Here is a 19,107-nt window from a genome sequence, read left to right as displayed (position 1 = left end):
ACACGGTGTCGTCGGCCTCATGCGCACCTTCGCCGTGGAACTGGGCCAGCACATGATCCGGGTCAACTCGGTTCATCCCACCAACGTGAACACCCCGCTGTTCATGAACGATGGCACGATGCGCCTGTTCCGCCCCGACCTGAAGAACCCGGGCCCCGACGACCTGGCCCCGATCGCGCAGATGATGCACGTGCTGCCGATCGGCTGGGTGGAACCGGAGGACATCAGCAACGCGGTGCTGTTCCTGGCGTCCGACGAGTCCCGTTACGTCACCGGCGTCACGCTGCCGATCGACGCGGGCAGCTGTTTGAAGTAGCCCCAACGCGCGACGGTTACAGCCGTGCGGGAACTTGGCGTCCGAGAAATGCGGCGAGCTGTTCGATCGGTGGGACCGTGTGGTGGATGGGCTGCGGTTGCGCGAATCGTCCCGTGCGGGGCTGGGTGGACAGTTGGTCCCGAACGAGGGCCAGGGCGTGTTCGGCGAGATCGTCCGGCAGGTCGGCCGGGATGCCGGTCACCTGGGCGAGGTCCCAGCCGTGAGTGGGCAGATCGTAGAGGCGGATCTGCAGTCGGTCTGCGCCGGTGGCGTCACCCAGGGGACCCCGATAACTCCGCTCGAGCACCTCGGGACGGCGGAAGGCGCGTTGCAATGCCGCCGCGGACTCCCGGTAGGCCCCCACCGGGTCGTCACCGAGGTGATCTGAACCGCGCTCGGGCAACCGGGCTCAACGAGGTTGGACTCATGTCCAAGATCGACCGGTTTTCCAGCGTGTCGGGCGGGTCGATCACCGCCGCCGTGCTGGCCGCCAACTGGTCGAAACTGGAATTCGATCCCGGCGGCGTCGCGTCGAATTTCGTCGATGCGGTCGTCGCACCGCTGCGCGCCATGGCCGGCACCGATGTCGACATGGCGGCCATCATCTCCGGGATGCTGCTGCCCGCAAAGTCGACATCCGACCGCGTCGCAGCGGCATACCGCAAGCACCTGTTCGGCGACACGACCCTGCAAGACCTGCCGGACCAACCTCGGTTCGTGTTCAACGCCACCAACCTGGAATCCGGTGTGCTGTTCCGGTTCAGCAAGCCCTACCTGGCCGACTACCGGGTCGGGCAAGTCCTCAAACCCCGGCTGGCCCTTGCGTCGGCCGTTGCGGCGTCGTCGGCTTTCCCCCCGGTGCTTTCGCCGTGCACACTCGACCTGGCCGGTCAAACCTGGACCACGAACAAAGGCAACGATCTCACCTCGGCCGGCTACCGCAGCAAGATCAAGCTCAGCGACGGCGGGGTCTACGACAACCTCGGGGTGGAAACGGCGTGGAAGCTCTACAAGACGATCCTGGTGAGCGATGCCGGCGGACATGTCGCCGACGAGCCCGACCCCGCATCGGACTGGGTGCGGCAGACCACACGGGTGCTTTCGCTCATCGACAACCAGGTCCGGTCGCTGCGCAAGCGGCAGGTGATCGGCTCGTTGACGGCGAGGAGAAGAACCGGCATGTACGTCGGAATCCGCAGCTCCGTCGCCGACTTCCCGGTGTGGGTGCGCAAAGCAAAACCCGGGGTGACGCAGCGTCTCGCCGGATTGCCGACACGGCTTGCCGCAATCGAGGAGACAGCGCAGGAACGGCTCATCAACTGGGGCTATGTCATCTGCGACGCGGGGCTGCGGTCGCACGTCCTGGCCGACAACCTGCACGATGCCCCGGGCAGTGCGCTGCCCTACCCGCAAAACCCATTGGAGTGACCGAAACGGGCCCGCCCATATCCGGTCCGCCGCAGTTATGCGCAGAGTCTTTGCAGCGTTTGGCACTTGCGATTCAGGCGTGACCTTTCGGGGACCCGGCATTGCGAAAAATCGACTCGTAAATGGCCTGTGCTGTCACTGATTAACGGCGCGCCTGTCAATAATGTTGTCTAACATCTTTGCGCATGGTGGGTCCGCCGGCGCTGACGGGCCGGGCTGAAGAACTGAACATCATCGCCGACGTGCTCTGCGGATACGACGGGCACGCCGGTATGGCGATCGCCGGTCGGGCCGGTGTGGGTAAGACGCGATTGGCTCGTGAAGCGCTGGCCGCCGCCGCGGAGCTCGGCTGGGTGGTGCGATCGGTGGTGGGAACAGTAGCGGCCCGGTCGATCCCCCTGGGTGCGTTCGCGCAATGGACCGATCGCCTCGACGGTGATCCGCTGCAGCTGGTCGGCGGCGTCATCGCGACGGTCACGACCTCACGGGGCGGCGCGCCGGTGCTGGTCGCCGTGGACGACGCCCATCTGCTGGACAGCATGTCCGCATTCGTGGTGCACCAACTCGCACTGCGGGGTGCGGCGGCGGTGATCGCCACCATCCGCACCGGCGAACCGGCACCCGACGCGGTGACCGCGTTGTGGAAAGACGGTCACCTGGGCCGGCTGGACCTGCAGCCGCTGTCGCGCCCACAATCGGACGCTGTTCTCGCATCAGCCCTGGGCGGGCCGGCCAGCCCCGAATGCGCCGAGCGCATGTGGCGGCTGACGCGCGGCAACGTGCTGTTCCTGGGGCAGCTCGTCAATCAGGAACGCGAAGCCGGACGGCTGATCGCCAGCGGCGGCCAGTGGCAATGGTCGGGCCCGATGGCGTTGTCGCCCTCGCTCGTCGACGTGGTGGAGCACCACATCGGTGCGGCGAGGGCGGCAGTGCGTGAGGTCATGGACCTGGTGGCCGTCGCCGAACCCCTCGAACTGGCCTACCTCACCTCGCTGGCCGAGCCGGAGGCGATCGAAGAATCCGAACGCCGCGGGCTTATCGCGGTGTCGGGGACGTCGCCAAACGACGTCGTGAGCATCGGCCATCCGCTCTACGGGGAAGGCCGGGTGGCGCAGGCAGGACGGGTGCGGTTGGCCCGATTGCGGGGGCGCGTCGCCCGGGTGATGGCGTCACCGGATTCCCGGCTCGGGCCGCCCGACCCTGTCAGGCTGGGCGTGCTGTGGCTTGACTCCGATCTGCCCCCGGACCCTGACGTCTTCAACCGCGCCGCACGTGCCGCGCTGCTGCGCCTCGATCTGGCGCTGGCCAACCGACTCGCCGAGGCGGCCGCCGCCGCCGGCGCCGGTGTCGAGGCCGAACTCCTGCACGCGCACACGCTGTCGCTGTCGGGCAGGGCCGAGGAAGCCGAACGGCTGCTGGCCGCCCTGACCGGCGGCCACCTGCCCGATCCCATCTGGACCATCGCCGTCCATCTGCGCGCGGCCAACATGCTCTGGTCGCTGGCCCAGCCGGAGCAGTCCTGGAATCTCATCGACGACGCGCTGGCCGCCCCGGCCGGCGACACCGCCCAGCTGATCGCCTTTCGGGCGGTGCAATTGGCCGCCGGGGCGCGACCGGCGGAAGTCTTGAGGACCTGTGAATGCATCGACCGCCTCGGGCTCCGTCCGCTGCCGGCACTGAAATCGGCGTGGGCATTGACCATCGCCCTGGGTGACCTCGGCCGGCCCCGGGAGGCCGCGGCAGTTGCCGACGAGGGCGCCGCGGTAGCGGCCACCTCACCCGATGCGGCCTATCAGGCAGTCCCGCTAGCCGTGTTCCAGGTGCGGGCACTTGTTCTCGGCGGGCACATCACCCAAGCCCTTGACCTCGCTGAGCGCACCGACCAACGGTGCACCGATATGCCGGGCATCACCCAAACGGTAGCCGCCGCCATCACCGGCATGGCGGCACTGGCCAACGGCGACCTGCACACCGCGGTGGAACGCCTGCGCTCCGCGGTCACCGCGTGCGAGCCCGGCACGTCGACGGCGGGCCTCACCTACTATTTCCTCATCCTGTGGACCGAGGCGCTGGCGCGCGCCGGCGCCATCGCGACGGCCCTGCAGGCGCTGACCCGCATGCGGCGCAGCCGGCACCCTTCCGTTGCCTTCGTTGAATCCGACAGCCTGCTCAGCACGGCGTGGGTGGCGGCCGCGAGCGGCCGCACCTCCGAGGCGCGGACGCTGGCCGCCCGGGCGGCGGAGTTCGCCCGCACCCACGGGCAGCACGCCCCGGAGTTGAGCTGCCTGCAAACTGCGCTCCAATTCGGCGACAAGCACCATGCACGCCGACTGACCGAGCTGGCGAGCCTGGTGAAGGAGCCTCGCGCAGACCTCGCGGCACGCTGGGCGGTCGCGGTGGCCGACGAGAACGGCGATGCCTTACTCGGCGTTTCCGGCGATCTCGAGGCCATGGGCGACCGGGTAGCGGCGGCGGACGCCGCCGCACACGCGTCGTTGGCCTTCCACCGAAGCAGCCGGCGTGGACCGGCCCTGACGGCCGGCGGACGGGCCAGTCGACTCATCAGCGAGTGCGGCGCAAGCACTCCCGCCACCCGGGCCGCTGCCGCGCCACTGCCATTGACCAGCCGCGAACGGGAGATCGCCACCCTCGTCGCCGGCGGCTTGTCCAACAAGGAGATCGCGGAATCCCTGATGGTGTCGGTGCGCACCGTGGAGGGACACATCTACCGGGCGTGCTCCACGCTGGGCATTGCCAGCCGAACCGAACTCGCCGGCCTGATATCCCAGTCCGGTGCCACCAACGGACACCGGGTGGGAACCGCCGGTAACGGTCACCAGCCACACCGCGGAGCCTTCTCGCATCCATCAGAGCCCACGTCTCGCGCGCTGTAAGCCACGAAAGCCGAGCCGGTCCGGGCTCGCGTACGTCCGCGTATCCGCGCCCGGACCGGCGCATCGGCGACGGTCGTCAACGGGGTGGCGGTCAGGAATTCGTCGTCGACGGCAGTGACCTCGACGTGCCGGAGGATCGTCGCCAGGGCGAGGGTGGCCTCCAGCATCGCGAAGTGGTCGCCGATGCAGGCGCGCGGGCCGCCGCCGAAGGGCAGATACTGCCATCGGTCGCGGCCCTTGCACCGCTGCGGACTGAACCGGTCGGGGTCGAAGGTGTCCGGCTCGTCCCACAGGATGGGGTCGTGATGCAGCGCGTAAATGCCGACGATGACAAAGCTGCCGGCTTCGATGCGCGAGTCCTCGACCACGATGTCGCGCAGTACCAATCGGCCGACGGCAGGGGCGGGCGGGCACATCCGCAGCGCCTCGTGGAGCACCTGCACCGTGAAACCCAACCCCGCCACATCCTCGGGCACCAGGCGTCGCTCCCCCAGCCTGTCGACCTCGGCGACGACCCGCTCCTGCAGCCCCGGGTGGCGGCCCAACGCCCACAACGCGTACGCGAGGGCGGTTGAGGTGGTGTCGTGACCCGCCATCAGGAACAGCATCAACTCATCGCATATCGCGTGATCCGACAGCGGCTCACCGGTCCGCGGATCGCCCGCCTCCATCAGCGCCCGCAGCAGCGGTGCATCCCGGCCCTGGTCGGCCCGGCACCCCTGCAGGATCTCGGCGGCGAGGGTGCGCAGCGCCACACTTGCCGCGCGAGCCCGGCGCTGGCCGCGGGTCGGCAGCCACCAGGGCGCGTTGACCGGCCGCAGGGCGCGGCCGGCCGCCCACCTCACCGCAGTACGAAGCGCATCTGCGACCACATCGGCCCGACCCCCGAGGTCGACCCCCAGCACTGAGCGGCCAAGAGCCTGCAAAGTCAACGCGCGGCACGCGCTGTCAAGGTCGATCTCGGCTGCGCTACACCAGCACTGAGCGAACTCCTGGGCGGCGTCGGCCATGTGACCCGCGAAGCGGGGCACGTGCTGTTTGGTGAAGACGGGCTGCAGCGCACGCCGACGTGGCAGCCAATCCTCTTGCGGCACAACGAGAAGGTTGTCGCCCATCAGCCGGCGCAGCTCCCACGACATCGGTGTCGCCGCGCGTTCTGCGGCACCGTCGGTGCGCCCGAGAACCTGGCGGGCGCCCCGGGGTGAGGTGACGAACACCAGCGGCGGCATCAGCCATTTCGGCCCGAGAACGTTCCTTGTCACCGGACCGCCGAAGTCCCGGAGAATCTCGGGCCCGGTGTCGAATCTCCTTGCCGCTCTCATCCGCTGCCAATAGGGCAGCGGATTGCACGGTGCCAGCGGCACCGACTCGACCTCCGCGGCGACGGCGACGGTCACAAATTGTCCATTTCGCGCGCCATGCGGGCATGTTCGAAGTAGTAGGGCTCCCGATGCAGGCAACCGGGTCGCGGAGGTGACCCGTCGGCTGATGTCCCGGCCACCCGCCTGAGGAACGCCACCAGCCTGTCGCGGGTCGTTTCCCGGTGCGACGGAACAGCGGCCGCGGTGGCAAGACGCACCTCCTGTTCGGTGATCAAGACCTCGGCGGAGGGCGTGTCAACCGGCGCAGCGGCGCGCTCAGCCTGGGCTGACGGGTCTTTGCGGACATCCGGCGTCCCAGCGGATACCTTTGGTAACTGCGGCATTTCGCGTCTCCTCGCCGTTCTTCTCAGCCTTCGGCCGGGTGGACCGGCCGCTGATGGAGGTACGGTACGGCGGGTTGCCGCTGGCGGGCACGCGTAGAGCGCTACGCATTTCTGCAGGTCAGCCCGCCGATACGGCAGCCCGTCCGAGCCGCGGCAGGCGGGTAGTGACCGTCTCACGGCGGCCGGGCCGGAAAAACAGGTAGTGCGCTACTCGTGCCCCTTGTCCCGGGTGCTGAAAGGATCTGCAAGCACGAACAACAGGCCAACGCACCCAGAAAGGCGGTGCCATGAGTGGCTTACGCTACGAACGCGAATACGCGCGAGAGATGCTGTTCGCGGCGATACGATGCCAATCTGACACGAACCAACCACCCGGCACGGGGAGGGATTGCGTTGAGGACATCACCGCGCTGACACAGCAGGCACTGGATGCCGGCTGTTGCAGAACCAGGCTCATCGTCGAACTGGCCAACCTCGGGGCACGGCTGTTCGCGCTGTCGTCGTCAACCAGTCCACTCACGCTCGCCCGCGCGATCGCGGACGAGGAGCGGGAACCCTCGCGATAAATCGTCACGTGACAGGCACACCACGATCGGGAAGGACCAATCCGGAGATGACCGACTCCGTCGCATCCGCCGCCACGACGGGTCCCTACGTCGCCTACCGCGCCGACCTGGAGCAGCCCAGGCCCGACGAGGGCGAGTTCATCACCAAGATCGTCAAGGCGCTGCACCGCAACAACGAATGGGCCTTCAACAGATACAAGCACGCGATCCGCGACGCACACGCCAAGAGCCACGGCATTCTGCGCGGGGAGCTGGAGGTGTATCCCGACCTGCCCGACCACCTGCGTCAGGGCCTGTTCGCGACACCGAAGACCTACCCGGTCATCGCGCGGCTCTCCAGCACACACCCCGCGATCCGCAGCGACCAGATCCGCGGGGTCCGCGCGATCGCGATCAAGGTCCTTGGCGTCCAAGGGGAGCGCCTTCTGCCCGACGACCACGCGAGCACGCAGGACTTCGTCCTGGTAAACCACTCGGAGTTTCCCTACGCCGACGCCCGCGCCTACTACCGGCAGGGAATGCCGGCGGCGTGGTTGCTCGCGCGGCTGCCGGAAACCATGCTGAAGGTCGTCATCGAACTTTTCACCGTAGCCGGGCGGGTTCTTGCGCTGTGCGGACGCGGACTGCCCCCGGCTCTCGTGTTGTTCACGGCGCCCAACACCCACATTCTCGGCCAGACATTTCATTCCGCCGCGCCCTTGCGTTACGGCGAGTACGTGGCCAAGGTCAACCTCACGCCGTTGTCGAAATCGGTGCGGCAACTACGCGGCCGGCCCGTCCCCCGCAGCGCCGGGCCCGACGCACATCGCAACATGGTGATCGAGTTCTTCGCGCACAACACCGCAGAGTACGAAGTGCAGGCACAGCTGTGCACCGATCCGGTCGCGATGCCGATCGAGGACGCGACGGTCCCGTGGCCGGAATCCGTCTCTCCCTTCCAGGGAGTCGCCAAGATCACCTTCCCGGTGCAGGACGCTGACGGCCTGTTCCGGCGCGCATTCGGTGACGACGTGCTGTCGTTCAACTCGTGGCGCGCGCTGGCCGCACACCGGCCGCTCGGATCCATCAATCGCCTCAAGAAGGAGGTATATGACGCATCGAGCTGGTTCCGGCACACGATGAACAACGCGCCGCGAATCGAACCGACCGATATCGCCGAGCTGCCTGCCGGATAACCCACCGCCCGATCCACCTGGGAGGCGAATCGTGACACCACACGAAGTCAAACCGGCTTTCCGAAGCAGCGGTGCGCGTGGCGATTTAAGCTTTGAATCCATGAGCCACTGGCAGTTCATCGATCGCCCGGCGGAATACGGGGTAATTCGGCCGGCATTGATCGGCAATGACGGCTGCGGGGTCTTTCTGGTCGGTCCGGCCGGTGTCGGCAAGACAACGCTGGCCCGTACGGTCACAAAGTCGTTGCCTTCCAAGGTGCATTGGGTGGCGTGCACGGAGTCCTCGCGCAGCATCCCGTTGGGCGTCTTCGCTCACCTGGTGAGCCCGTCCACGTCGCGCGACCCGCTGGCGCTGATGGCTTCGGTGCGGGAATCCCTTATCGCGCAGGAGAACACCGTCATCGCCGTCGACGACGCCTATCTGCTGGACCAACTGTCGGCGACGATGCTGCACCAGATCGCGGTCGAACGTGCGGGTCACATTCTGGCCACGGTGCGCAGCGGCGAACCGATCCCCGACGCCGTCACCGCATTGTGGAAGGACGGCCACCTGCTGCGCTTCGAGCTCGACCCGTTGACCAAACAGCAAAGCATTGCCCTCGTGGAATCGGTCATCGGAGGGACGCTCGAGGGGCTCAGCGCCGACGTGATGTGGGAATCGTCGGGCGGGAATCCACTCTTCTTGCGGCATCTCGTCGAGGGGGCGATCGATGCAGGGACGTTGACCAAGGTGAACGACGTGTGGCAACTGCGCGGCGCCATGGTCGTGCCGTCCGGATTGGCTGCGCTGCTGGAGAGCCGTCTCGAGCATGCCGGCAGCGATGTCATCAACGCACTGAAGCCGTTGGCGCTGTGCGAACCGCTGGACATCGACGCACTCAGCGAACTGGTCGGCGAGGAAGCCGTCGATGCCGCGGAGATGCGCGGTTTGATCCGGATCGCCCGCGACGGCCCCCAGCTCAACGCCCGATTCAGCCACCCCCTCTTCGGCGAGGTCGTCCGGCACCGGATCGGCACCGCTTCGGCCCGCAAGCTGCGGGGCCGCATCGCCGAGGTTCTGGCGGACCGTCACCTCGACTCGTCGGCCGGGCGCATCCGGATGGCGCAGCTCTATGTCGACAGCGATCTGGCCGTCGACACGGAACTTCTCGTCGCCGCGGCCAAGGACGCGATGTTCTTGTCGAACGTGCCGCTCGGTGAACGGATAGCGCGGGCGGCATTCGAGCGGGGCGGCGGTTTGCGGGCCGGCGAGCTGCTGTCGCGCGCGTTGCTGTGGCAGGGCCATCCGGTGCAGGCCGACGAGATCCTCGCCCGCTTCGAACCCGACAACCTCGACGAGTTGCAGCTCGTGCAGTGGGGCATTCCCCGCCTGTCGATCCTGTTCTGGTCGATGGGCGATGTCGGGCGGGCGCACGAGGTGCTGGCGTTGTTGCGTGAGCGGGTCACGCACCCCAGCCTGAAGCTCGTTGTGGAAGCAACCGGCTCCGCGATGGCGGTGCACGAGAACAACATCGCCGAGGGACTGGCCACGGCCGAGCGGGTGTTGTCGGACCCGCACGCCCCCAAGCAGGCGGTGGAATTCGCCGCCTTCGCTGCGGGACTGGCGATGCCGGCCGCCGGCCGCGGCCATGACTTCGAACCCATCGCCGCGCGGTGCCGTGCCGAGCAGAAGGCCACCGACGGCATGATCCGCATCATGATCCGGTACGGCGACGTGCTGGCACTGACCTACACCGGCCAGCTCGACCTGGCCGATAAGCGCGCAGCCGACTACGCCGACTTCTCCTCGGCCGGGCAGTTTCTCGCGTGGGCGATCGCCAAGATCATGGCCGGCCTGGTGGCGGTCCACCGCGGCAAGTTCCGCGACGCGGTCTCCTCGGTCGAGCAGGCCCTTGCCGCGCTCGCCGCGGAGGCCGCAATGCCCTGGCTGCTGCCCGCGAGGCTGCTGTTGGCGCGGGCGTACGCGGCGCTGGGCCGCACCGACGAAGCCGAACGCGTGCTCGCCGACGCGAAGGAACACAGCGGGCGTTTCGTGGCGCTGCACACCCCGCAGGTCATGATCGCCCAATCGTGGCTGGCCGCGACCAAGGGCTTGCAGCGTCGAGCGGTCGAATCGGCCCGCGCTGCCGCCGATGTCGCCCACCAGGCGGGTCAACTCGCCGTTGAGGCGGAGGCATTGCACCATGCCGCGAGATTCGGCGACCGCACCGTCGCCGAGCGGCTGGCGGCACTGGTGGATCTCGTCGACGGCGACGTGGTCGCACTGCAAGCGCGCCACGCCGCAGCGGTGGCAACCTCGGACGGCGCTGCGCTGGACGCGGTGGGCGCACACTTCGAGGATGCCGGCCTGCTGCTATCCGCCGCGGACTCCGCCGCGCAGGCGGCCCCCCTGCACGACCATGCGGGCCGGCGAAGCAACAGCCTCGAGTCGGCGGCACGTGCGCTGCGACTCGCCGCTCTGTGCGGCGGCGCGGTGACACCGGCGATCCGAACGGCGGCACAACCGCTACCTTTGACCTCGCGCGAGCGGGAGATCGCCATGCTGGTCGCCGCCGGGCTGTCCAACCGCGAGATCGCGGAAAAGCTCACGTTGTCGGTTCGCACCGTCGAAGGCCACGTGTACCACGCCTGCTTCAAGCTCGATGCCGCTGATCGCGACGAATTGGCCAAACTCATGCGGCGCGAGATATCCAAATAAGGCACGGAAAGGGACCGCTATGAGCGGGACATTGCCGAGGCTGCTCTCCCGGTTGGCGGAGAGTGTGGACCGGTCGATCGGATGGTCGCGGCTGCCCATGCCACTGGCCCTCCTCGTTCTGATCGGGCTGCGCACCCGGCTTCGAGAACTCAACCTCTACAGCACGGGCCGCGGCCCCCTCGATACGCCGACCTACCAGGACCCGAACGTGGCCAACCGCTGTGACGCCCGCATGATGAACGGCACATACAACGACCTCGATGACCCGCTCATGGGCTCGATGGACAGCCGGTTCGGGCGAAACGTCCCGCCGGAGCACACCTATCCGGAGAAGCCGGCTCAGCTGCTGGATCCCAACCCGCGGCTGGTCAGCCGACGGCTGCTCACGCGCGATTCGTTCCAGCCCGCGACCACCCTCAATCTTCTGGCCGCGGCCTGGATACAGTTCGAAGTGCATGACTGGCTGAGCCACCCGACCCAGACCTCCGACCCCTGGTGCATTCCGTTGGAGCCGACGGATGATTGGCCCCAACATCCGATGACGGTGCTGCGGACCGGGCCGGACCCCAGCCCCGACCCCGACGGTCCGCCGACGTTCGTGAACCAGGACACCCACTGGTGGGACGCCTCCCAACTCTATGGCGACGATCCGGGATTCGCCGACGCGCTGCGTTCCCACCAGGTGGGCAAGCTTCGCATCGACGAGCTCGGCCTGCCCCCGGTGGACGTCGAACAGCACCTCGACCCGACCGGGGTGGCCGGGAACTTCTGGGTCGGCCTCGCGCTGCTGCACTCGCTGTTCATGCGCGAACACAACGCGATCTGTGACGAGCTCGCCGCGAACTGCCCCGGCATGTCGGATCAGGAACTCTATGACACGGCGCGGCTGGTCAACACCGCACTCATAGCGAAGATCCACACCGTCGACTGGACACCGGCCATCATCGCGAACCCCACAACCGTGTTCGGGATGCGCACGAACTGGTACGGGGTTTTCGGGCAGCGGTTCGCCGAGCGGGTCGGCCGCATCTCCGACAATGAGGTGATCAGCGGCATTCCGGGCTCCCCGACCAACCACCACGGCGTCCCGTACTCGCTCACCGAGGAATTCGTGGCGGTCTACCGGATGCATCCGCTGATACCCGACGAGTTCGTCTTCCGCTCCGCGGGCGACGACCATGTGATCGCCGAGCACGAGTTTCCGGATCTGACCGTGTTGCATGTCCGCGAGCGGCTGGCCGAGGTGTCGATGACCGACCTGTTCTACTCGTTCGGGCGGTCCCACCCGGGCGCGATCACGCTGCACAACTACCCGAAGTCCCTGCAGCACTTCAACAAGGCAGACGGGTCGGTCGTCGACCTGGCCACCATGGACGTACTACGCGTGCGCGAACGAGGAGTGCCCCGCTACAACGAGTTTCGGCGACTCTTCCGCTTGAAACCGGCATCGACGTTCGAGGAGCTGACCGACAACCCGGTCTGGGCCGAGGAGTTGCGGCAGATGTACGGCGACGTCGAGCGGGTCGACCTCATGATCGGGTTGTACGCGGAGGCCAAGCCAAAGGGGTTCGGCTTCAGCGACACCGCGTTCCGGGTATTCATCCTGATGGCCTCCCGGCGGCTGGAGAGCGATCGGTTCTTCACCGACTATTTCCGCCCCGACGTCTACACGCCGGAGGGCTTCGAGTGGGTCCAACGGAACACGATGCGCACGGTGCTGCTGCGACACTTCCCCGAGCTCGCGCCCGCCCTGGAAAACGTGGCGAACCCGTTCGCTCCCTGGGCGGCGACCTCTTCCGTCATGTCGCCCGCCGTGCCGAGATGAAAAGGGTCGGTGGCGTTGTGTCCTCCTGCTCGCGGCCGGCGCCGCGGCCATAGCGAGCCAGCACCTCCGCCGCCGTCGCCACCGACACGTCCCAGCCGTGTTCGCCCAGCCACCGCGCCACGTCGGCGCGCTGCTCGGCGTACCACAGGTCGTGCACATCGGGTGCCTGAGCCTTGCCCAGCCTGTCCGCCACCGCCCGGAAGCGCTGCGCCAGTTCACGCTCGCGGGCCAACCACTCAGGGTCGAGAGCCGCACTGCCGGGCACGTTGACGACAACCCGGCTGCCCGCGCAGCTGAGCGCCTGAATGCGCTCGAAAAGCAGATCCTGCGCTCGCGACGGCAGATACCTCAACAGACCCTCGGCCGACCAGGCGGTCGGTGTCCGCGGGTCGAATCCGGCCCGCCGCAGCGCCGCGGGCCAGTCCTGGCGCAGGTCGACGGGCACGTCGATCCGGTGCGACGCCGGCGTGGCGCCGTGCTGACCCAACGTGGCGGATTTGAACTCGAGCACCTTGGGCTGGTCGAGTTCATAGACGGTGGTGCCATCCGGCCAGGGCAGCCGCCACGCCCGGGTGTCAAGGCCCGCGGCCAGGATCACCACCTGCCGCACCCCGGCATCGGCCGCGGCGCGAAAGAAGTCATCGATAAACGCTGTGCGAGTGGCAAAGAAGTCGACCAGCGCCGTCATCCGCGCCGGCAGGTCCGGGTCGACGTCCGCCACCTCCGCCGGCAGTGCCGAGCTGTCGAACATGCTCCACATGCCCTCCCCCACAGCGTCGAGAAAAATCCGCGCGAACGGGTCGCGAATGAGGGGGTGCGCACTGTCGGTCTCCGCGGCGCGGGCGGCCGCCACGCCGAGTGCCGTGGCGCCCACACTCTCGGTGATGTCCCAGGAGTCATCGTCTGTTCGCGGCATCGTGATCCCTCCCGCCGGTTGCGTCGCGTCTGCCGCCGGACAGTACCCGCTCCGGCTGTGACCGGAATCCGTGAGCGAGGCCACGAAGTGAGGCCTTCAGCCGGGTGCAACGGGTCCAAAGACCCTGTCGCCGGCCAACAACGTCCCGGAAACCTGAGGGTCACGGTTGGCAGGCCGGCTGGATGTGACACGGCTTCGGAGGACTGAGATGAAAGTCGGCACCTTCATCAACGCGCACAAGGCGCTTGTCATACCACTGGTGCTGGCGATGATGTGGGCCTACCACAACTGGTCGGTGTATGCCTTCATCTACCTGAGCCTGCACGGAACGTACTCATTGCTCTGGCTCACCAAGCAGCGTCTCTACCCCGACCGAAGATTCAATGAAAGACAACCCTTCTGGATCGGGTTGCTGTTCGTCTTCCTGCCGCTCGCCGGATACTACATCGCACCGTATCTGCTGATCAGCCGCCATGTGGTCGTGCCCCCGTACCTGGTCGCCCTGGTCCTGTTCCTGTACACGGTCGGGATCTTCCTGCACTACGTCAGCGACGCGCAGAAGTACTACACCCTGCGGTACCGCAAGGGCCTGATCGAAGACGGGCTGTTCAGCAGGACCAGGAACCCGAACTATCTGGGCGAGATACTCATCTACACGTCCTACGCCATCATGTCCCTGCACTGGCTGCCGTTCCTGGTGCTGGCGGGCTGGGTGTTCGGCTTCTTCGTGAGGAACATGCTGCAGAAAGACAAATCGCTCTCCAGGCACCCAGGTTTCGAGCAATACAAGAAGAGGTCCGGCCTGCTCCTTCCGAAAATCCTTCCGATTCGACGGGCGCCCAGGCGTGCCACCGGCACCCAGCAGCCACGAGCGTGAAGATCGACCTGACACGCACCGACGTCGGTGGTTTCAATTTCGAGTTCCCGCGGCTGATCAGCAGCCAATCTGTTGGTGCGGCTGAGATCGGCGAATGCCTCGCCACGATCGGGCGCATCGAGGACGACAACTACCCGGCAGGCATGCCCCGTCCCGAGATGATCAGCCAGACGGTCCGCTACCTGCGCGCCGTGCGCGGAGGCGCCGAGTTGACGTATTTCCCGAGGGACACCGGTGCGTCCGGTCACTGCCAAATGGGCGGACTTGCCTACGCACACGCAGCGATCTTCGAGTGGCTGAACCGCACCGTCACCACCGAGCCGCCTTCGTATCCACCCGCACGCTCCCTTGCGGTGCCCGACGCCCTCATCGCCGCGCTCCGCCGCTACCATCCGCGCGTCAGTGTTGAGCAGGAGACGGGGTGAAAGGCTCGAGGCGATTGCTGCATCTGGCGTACCGGACAGGCGCCGTGGTGGACGCGGCCATGGTGGTGCCGCTGCTGGCGCCCGGCGTCGCGGCAGCGATGCTGGGCATCAACGGCTTTGCACCCGGGGCCGATTACCGCTACGTCGCCGGGTTGTGCGCGGCCCTGATGGCGGGGTGGACCGTGCTGCTGGTATGGGCCGACCGCGACCCGGTGGCCCGGCGTGGGGTGCTGCTGATCACGGTGTGCCCCGTGGTGCTGGGCCTCGCCGCAGCCGGCGGCTACGCCCTGCGCAGCGGCCTGGTGCGCCCGCTGCACCTCGCGCCGACCCTGGCCGTCCAGGTCGCCGTCATCGTGTTGTTCCTGGCCGCCTACCGTCGCGCCGGCGCGCTGGCCCCCCAGACCGGTCAGCGGCGCACACCCGTAGGTCCGGGTTAACCAGAACCGTTGCCGGCGTATGCCCAGGCGCCGGCGGGGCTGGCGCTGAGCGCCTCGGCGTGCACGCCGCCGCGGCCGAGCACGGTCAGAGTCTCGCGGGCGGTCAGGCCCGAGGCCTCAGACAACAGCACCCGCATCGCCAACCTCGCCCCGCAGCGTAGAACGCCCCGCGCCCTCAGCATGAGGCTGTTCGGGACCGCGGGCAACGGCCCGGGCCGGATCCGAACTCCACTCAGACCACGAGCCCGGATACAGCGCTGCCTCGCGACCCGCCGCAGCGAGCGCGGCCAGCGTCACGGTCGCCGTGACACCCGAGCCGCAGTAGACGCCCAAGCGGCCCTCGCGGTCGATGCCGTGGTCGGACAACAGCCGGGTGAGCGCACCGGCTGCGAGAAACGTGCCGTCGCCGGCCAGGACGGCGCTGCCCGGAACGTTCCTGGCGCCGGGGATGTGACCGGCAACCGGATCGACAGGCTCGACGTCGCCGCGAAAGCGTTCGGGTGCCCGCGCGTCGAGCAGCGTCACGCCCGCTGCGCAGACTTGGCGCGCCGTCAGCGTAGCGCGCCCGCCGGCATACAGATCACTGTGCAGCACAGTCACATTCCCGGGCTGCGGGGCGACTGAGCCGGTCTCGAGCGGGCCGCCGGCCGACCGCCACGCGGACAGGCCGCCGTCCAGGATGCGCACGTTCGCGAGCCCGGCCGCGGTCAGGACCCACCACGCCCGCGCGGAACCGGCTCGATTCCAGTCGTCGTACACCACGACCGGCACGCCCTTCCGGATGCCCCAGCGGCGTGCGGCGGCCTCGACGCCGCGCCCCGACGGCAACGGGTGACGTCCCCGCCCGGTGACCGTGTGGTCGCTGAGTTCCTCCTCCAGGGACACATAGACCGCGCCCGGGAGGTGGCCCCGCAGGTACGCCGCACGCCCATCGGGCTCGTCCAGCCGCCAGCGCACGTCGAGGATCGTCACCGGATCGCCAGCTCGGACAAGGGCGGCCAGCTCCGCGGCGGTGATCAGCACCCGGGCGCGCGATTGCACCCAATGATGGTATCCGCGGTTCCGGTGTCCATCGGCGTCGCCGGCGATGACCATAGACCCTAGGACGCGTTGCTCGTATCCCCGAAGCTCCGAGCGAGGGCAAGGAGGTCAGTCGCGATGCGCCACCGCAATCCCAGTTACCCGACGTTCACGATTGCGATCGAGGAGCGCGCCGGTCGGACACATGCCAAGGTCGAGATGCACTGGGCCGGCTCCTATCTGGCGGGATCGGGAGTGGCGTACCGACACCCGGCCGACTATCTGGTTCGCGAGACGGGCCAGGAACTCGCGACCGCCCGGGCGCTGTCGGACCTCGCCGAAAAGCTGCTGGTCGGAAATTCGTGACGGGCGCTCACGAACGCCGGGGCGCCCGGCCGATGACGCCGTCGGCTTCCAGCTGATCGACTTCGGGATCCGTCAAACCCAACCCGGTCAGCAGTTCCCGGTTGTGCTCACCCAGGAGCGGGGCATGGCGCGTGTGGAATCGCTGTGGGCCTCTGGAGAACCTCATCGGCAGGGTGCTGTGCGGAGTCGCGGGATTCACCGGGTGGTCGACGTCCTCGAAGAACCGGCGGAAGGCCAGCTGCCCCAGCTCCGTTTGGCGATGCGGCTGCATCACCCTGCCCACCGGAACACCGGCAGCCCAGAGGCACTCGACGACGTCGTCGCCGCTGCGCGTGCGGCACCACGCGGCCAGGTGCTTGTCGATGAGGTCGTGACGCTCACGCCGTCCGGTAGCGGTGGACAGCCCGGGATCCATCGCCCAGTCGGGCCGCCCGATCGCGTTGCGCAGACCGGCCCACTGCTCATCGGTGGCCACCGCCACCGCCACCCAGCAGTCGGCCCGGCCGAATTCGTCGATCTCGCTGGTCTGGTAGAGGTTTTGGGGCGCGGCGGCCGGGCCCCGGTTCCCGGCGCGCTGCAGCAGAGCGCCGTAAGCCGAGTACTCGATCACCTGCTCGGCAGCGATGTTGAGCGCGGCGTCGACCATCGCCGCTTCCACCAGCACGCCCCGGCCGGTGCGTCTTTTGTGCTCCAACGCGAGCAACAGGGCGTTGAGCGCGTGGATGCCCGCGTTCGGGTCACCGACCGAGTATGGCTCGTAAGGGGTTTCGTCCGGATACCCGGTCAGCCAACTCAGGCCCGACGCGTCCTCGATCACGTAGGCGAAGGCGGGATTGTCGCGCCACGGCCCGTCCAAGCCGAAGCCGGGCATGCGCACCATGATCGCGTCGGGTCTCAATGTCAGAACGGTCGCGAAGTCCAGTCCGATCTGGTCCATCACCCGGGGCGTGTAGTTCTCGACGATCACATCGCACGTCCTGATGAGGCGGTCGAGTATTTCCCGTCCACGCCCGGTCTGAAAGTCCAGCGTCAGGCTTTTCTTGTTTCCGTTCAGCGCGGAGAAGATCGGCGACTTCTCCCACCACCGGTCCTCGGTGACCGGCACGCCGGCGATGAGCCGCGTCCCGTCCGGTCGTGACGTCGACTCCAGGTGGATCAGCTCGCCACCGAGCATGGCCAGGACATGCGTGCACGAGGGGCCTGCCCAGAACGTCGTCATGTCCAGTATCCGCAGCCCGCTGAACGGCAGCCGATCCGACGATCCGCCGGGGGCCGAGCGCGGCGCCGGTCGTGCCGCGCGGTAGCGGTCCGTGTGCTCACCGAGGCGTGGCGCCGGCTGCGGGGGGCGGAGCCGCGCCGGTGTCAGCCGGTAGGGATGATCGGGCTGGCGGAAACCGTCACGGGGATTGGTGACGAACGATCCGCGCGCCTGGAAGTGGTCCATCTCCACGACGTTCGCGCCGTTGCCGACCGGGGCGTTGGGTATCCGGAACGCCGATGCCAGCTCGCGGATTTCGTCGACGGTATGGTCCCTGATCCAGTCGTAGATCTCGGGGGCGCGCTCGTCGGCCTGCGCCGTGATCGACAGCGGAGAGGATTCGTCGATCCACTCCGGGCGGCCGACCATCGCGCACAGGTCGAACCACTGCTGAGCGGTGCCGCACCCCAGGGCGACCAGACCGTCTTGGGCCTCGGCGATCCCCGGCACGGTGCGCCTGCGCTCGGTGCGCCACGGCCGGCCCAGCATCTCGAAGTAGGTCACCGGGTAGTAGGTGAGCCCGACGATGTGGCTCTCGAGCATGGACAGGTCAACCAGTTCACCCACGCCGTCGTCGAGGCACCTGATCCGCGAAATCAGCGTGGCCGCAGCGGCATACGCCCCGGTAAGCCAGTCACCCACTTGTCCCCCGACGGACACCGGCGCCCGATCCTGCGAGCCCCGGCCGATCCCCATGATCCCGCCTGACCATGCCTGCAGGGTGAACTCGGTCGCCGGCCGGTCGCGCCACGGCCCGTCGAGACCGAACGGCGTGATCGACGTGACCGTCAGGTGCGGATGGTCGCGGTGGATCCGTGCGGGTGCGAAAGACCGATGTTGCGCGACCCCGGAGCCATGCGACCAAATCACCGCGTCGGCGCCGGCCAGCAGGCCGTTGACGAATTCGGCGTCGCCGGCGTCGTCGGGATCGGCGGTGACGCTGCGCTTGGACGAAGCCAGGAAGCTGAACAACGCCCCGTCACCGCCGGGTTCGATCGCGGCGCCGGAGGCGGACCAGCGCCGCAGCGGATCACCTTCCGGTGGTTCCACTTTGATCACCTCGGCCCCGCCGTCGGCAAGCAGCCTGGTGCAGTAGCCGCCCGCGATTCCCGTCGACAGATCCACGACCACGTAGTCGTGCAGCGGCGGCTCAGGGCTCACGGGGTGAGTCGTTCGTCTTGCGACTGGACTTACTCAGCCG

At 68.0% G+C, this 19,107-nt stretch carries 17 protein-coding genes and 1 pseudogene; 11 read left to right on the top strand and 7 right to left on the bottom strand.

The window, feature by feature from the left end; all coding sequences use genetic code 11:
* Positions 1 to 316: SDR family oxidoreductase (locus VKG81_RS08185; protein ID WP_324395336.1), on the top strand; the 316-nt coding region annotated here is incomplete at its 5' end.
* Between the two features lie 16 nt (positions 317 to 332).
* Here the strand turns inward: VKG81_RS08185 and VKG81_RS08180 are convergent.
* The gene (locus tag VKG81_RS08180) at positions 333 to 719 is read right to left on the bottom strand and encodes a TIGR03086 family metal-binding protein (protein WP_324395335.1); all 387 of its coding nucleotides are present in this window, start codon (positions 717 to 719) and stop codon (positions 333 to 335) included.
* Between the two features lie 23 nt (positions 720 to 742).
* Here VKG81_RS08180 and VKG81_RS08175 point away from each other — a divergent pair, with 23 nt between their 5' ends.
* Together VKG81_RS08175 and VKG81_RS08170 are read left to right on the top strand one after the other, a co-directional pair.
* The gene (locus tag VKG81_RS08175) at positions 743 to 1,744 is read left to right on the top strand and encodes a patatin-like phospholipase family protein (RefSeq protein ID WP_324395334.1); all 1,002 of its coding nucleotides are present in this window, start codon (positions 743 to 745) and stop codon (positions 1,742 to 1,744) included.
* Positions 1,745 to 1,929: 185 nt separating this feature from the next.
* Positions 1,930 to 4,638 (top strand): LuxR C-terminal-related transcriptional regulator, encoded by a 2,709-nt coding sequence (locus VKG81_RS08170; protein ID WP_324395333.1) that lies wholly within the window; start codon positions 1,930 to 1,932, stop codon positions 4,636 to 4,638.
* On the opposite strand, the gene VKG81_RS08165 is transcribed toward VKG81_RS08170, so the two are convergent.
* Both VKG81_RS08165 and VKG81_RS08160 read right to left on the bottom strand, forming a co-directional pair.
* A complete protein-coding gene (locus VKG81_RS08165; RefSeq protein ID WP_324395332.1) occupies positions 4,578 to 6,035 on the bottom strand; it encodes a cytochrome P450 in 1,458 nt (485 codons plus the stop codon). The genes VKG81_RS08170 and VKG81_RS08165 overlap by 61 nt on opposite strands.
* On the bottom strand, positions 6,032 to 6,343 hold the full coding sequence (locus VKG81_RS08160; protein ID WP_324395331.1) for a hypothetical protein: 312 nt from the start codon (positions 6,341 to 6,343) through the stop codon (positions 6,032 to 6,034). The genes VKG81_RS08165 and VKG81_RS08160 overlap by 4 nt, the downstream gene beginning before the upstream one ends.
* Before the next feature lie 287 nt (positions 6,344 to 6,630).
* On the opposite strand from VKG81_RS08160, the gene VKG81_RS08155 reads away from it, so the two are divergent.
* The 4 genes from VKG81_RS08155 (at position 6,631) to VKG81_RS08140 (ending at position 12,607) form a co-directional block, all read left to right on the top strand.
* Complete coding sequence (locus tag VKG81_RS08155) at positions 6,631 to 6,909, top strand: hypothetical protein (protein ID WP_324395330.1); 279 nt, start codon at positions 6,631 to 6,633, stop codon at positions 6,907 to 6,909.
* A 47-nt stretch (positions 6,910 to 6,956) separates the two neighbouring features.
* Complete coding sequence (locus tag VKG81_RS08150; protein ID WP_324395329.1) at positions 6,957 to 8,084, top strand: catalase family protein; 1,128 nt, start codon at positions 6,957 to 6,959, stop codon at positions 8,082 to 8,084.
* Between the two features lie 100 nt (positions 8,085 to 8,184).
* Entirely contained in the window at positions 8,185 to 10,782 is a 2,598-nt protein-coding gene (locus tag VKG81_RS08145) for a LuxR C-terminal-related transcriptional regulator (RefSeq protein WP_324395328.1), read from the top strand.
* Positions 10,783 to 10,879: 97 nt separating this feature from the next.
* Complete coding sequence (locus VKG81_RS08140) at positions 10,880 to 12,607, top strand: peroxidase family protein (RefSeq protein WP_324395337.1); 1,728 nt, start codon at positions 10,880 to 10,882, stop codon at positions 12,605 to 12,607.
* Here the strand turns inward: VKG81_RS08140 and VKG81_RS08135 are convergent.
* Complete coding sequence (locus VKG81_RS08135) at positions 12,582 to 13,523, bottom strand: class I SAM-dependent methyltransferase (RefSeq protein WP_324395327.1); 942 nt, start codon at positions 13,521 to 13,523, stop codon at positions 12,582 to 12,584. The two genes, VKG81_RS08140 and VKG81_RS08135, sit on opposite strands and share 26 nt — an antisense overlap.
* Positions 13,524 to 13,731: 208 nt before the next feature.
* Between VKG81_RS08135 and VKG81_RS08130 the strand changes: the two genes are divergently transcribed.
* The 3 genes from VKG81_RS08130 to VKG81_RS08120 are packed head-to-tail and all read left to right on the top strand — an operon-like array spanning position 13,732 to position 15,262.
* On the top strand, positions 13,732 to 14,400 hold the full coding sequence (locus tag VKG81_RS08130; protein WP_324395326.1) for a DUF1295 domain-containing protein: 669 nt from the start codon (positions 13,732 to 13,734) through the stop codon (positions 14,398 to 14,400).
* Complete coding sequence (locus tag VKG81_RS08125) at positions 14,397 to 14,825, top strand: hypothetical protein (protein ID WP_324395325.1); 429 nt, start codon at positions 14,397 to 14,399, stop codon at positions 14,823 to 14,825. The genes VKG81_RS08130 and VKG81_RS08125 overlap by 4 nt, the downstream gene beginning before the upstream one ends.
* Positions 14,822 to 15,262 carry a hypothetical protein gene (locus VKG81_RS08120; protein ID WP_324395324.1) on the top strand — a complete coding sequence of 147 codons (441 nt, stop codon included), beginning with the start codon at positions 14,822 to 14,824 and terminating at the stop codon, positions 15,260 to 15,262. Before VKG81_RS08125 ends, VKG81_RS08120 begins: the two co-directional genes overlap by 4 nt.
* Here VKG81_RS08120 and VKG81_RS08115 read toward each other — a convergent pair.
* Positions 15,259 to 15,399 carry a hypothetical protein gene (locus tag VKG81_RS08115; RefSeq protein WP_324395323.1) on the bottom strand — a complete coding sequence of 47 codons (141 nt, stop codon included), beginning with the start codon at positions 15,397 to 15,399 and terminating at the stop codon, positions 15,259 to 15,261. The two genes, VKG81_RS08120 and VKG81_RS08115, sit on opposite strands and share 4 nt — an antisense overlap.
* A 58-nt stretch (positions 15,400 to 15,457) precedes the next feature.
* Positions 15,458 to 16,303: pseudogene (locus tag VKG81_RS08110) on the bottom strand (sulfurtransferase); the annotation flags it as partial.
* 117 nt (positions 16,304 to 16,420) lie between these two features.
* Between VKG81_RS08110 and VKG81_RS08105 the strand changes: the two are divergent.
* Positions 16,421 to 16,648 carry a dsRBD fold-containing protein gene (locus tag VKG81_RS08105; protein ID WP_324395322.1) on the top strand — a complete coding sequence of 76 codons (228 nt, stop codon included), beginning with the start codon at positions 16,421 to 16,423 and terminating at the stop codon, positions 16,646 to 16,648.
* Between the two features lie 7 nt (positions 16,649 to 16,655).
* Here the strand turns inward: VKG81_RS08105 and VKG81_RS08100 are convergent, their stop codons facing one another.
* Positions 16,656 to 19,067 carry a CoA transferase gene (locus VKG81_RS08100; RefSeq protein ID WP_324395321.1) on the bottom strand — a complete coding sequence of 804 codons (2,412 nt, stop codon included), beginning with the start codon at positions 19,065 to 19,067 and terminating at the stop codon, positions 16,656 to 16,658.
* Positions 19,068 to 19,107: the final 40 nt, after the last annotated feature.

Source organism: Mycobacterium sp. (assembly GCF_035314905.1).
In the GTDB taxonomy this organism is placed as follows: domain Bacteria; phylum Actinomycetota; class Actinomycetes; order Mycobacteriales; family Mycobacteriaceae; genus Mycobacterium.
Note: the sequence above shows the minus strand (reverse complement) of the source record. Positions and strands in the feature narration are given on the sequence as shown.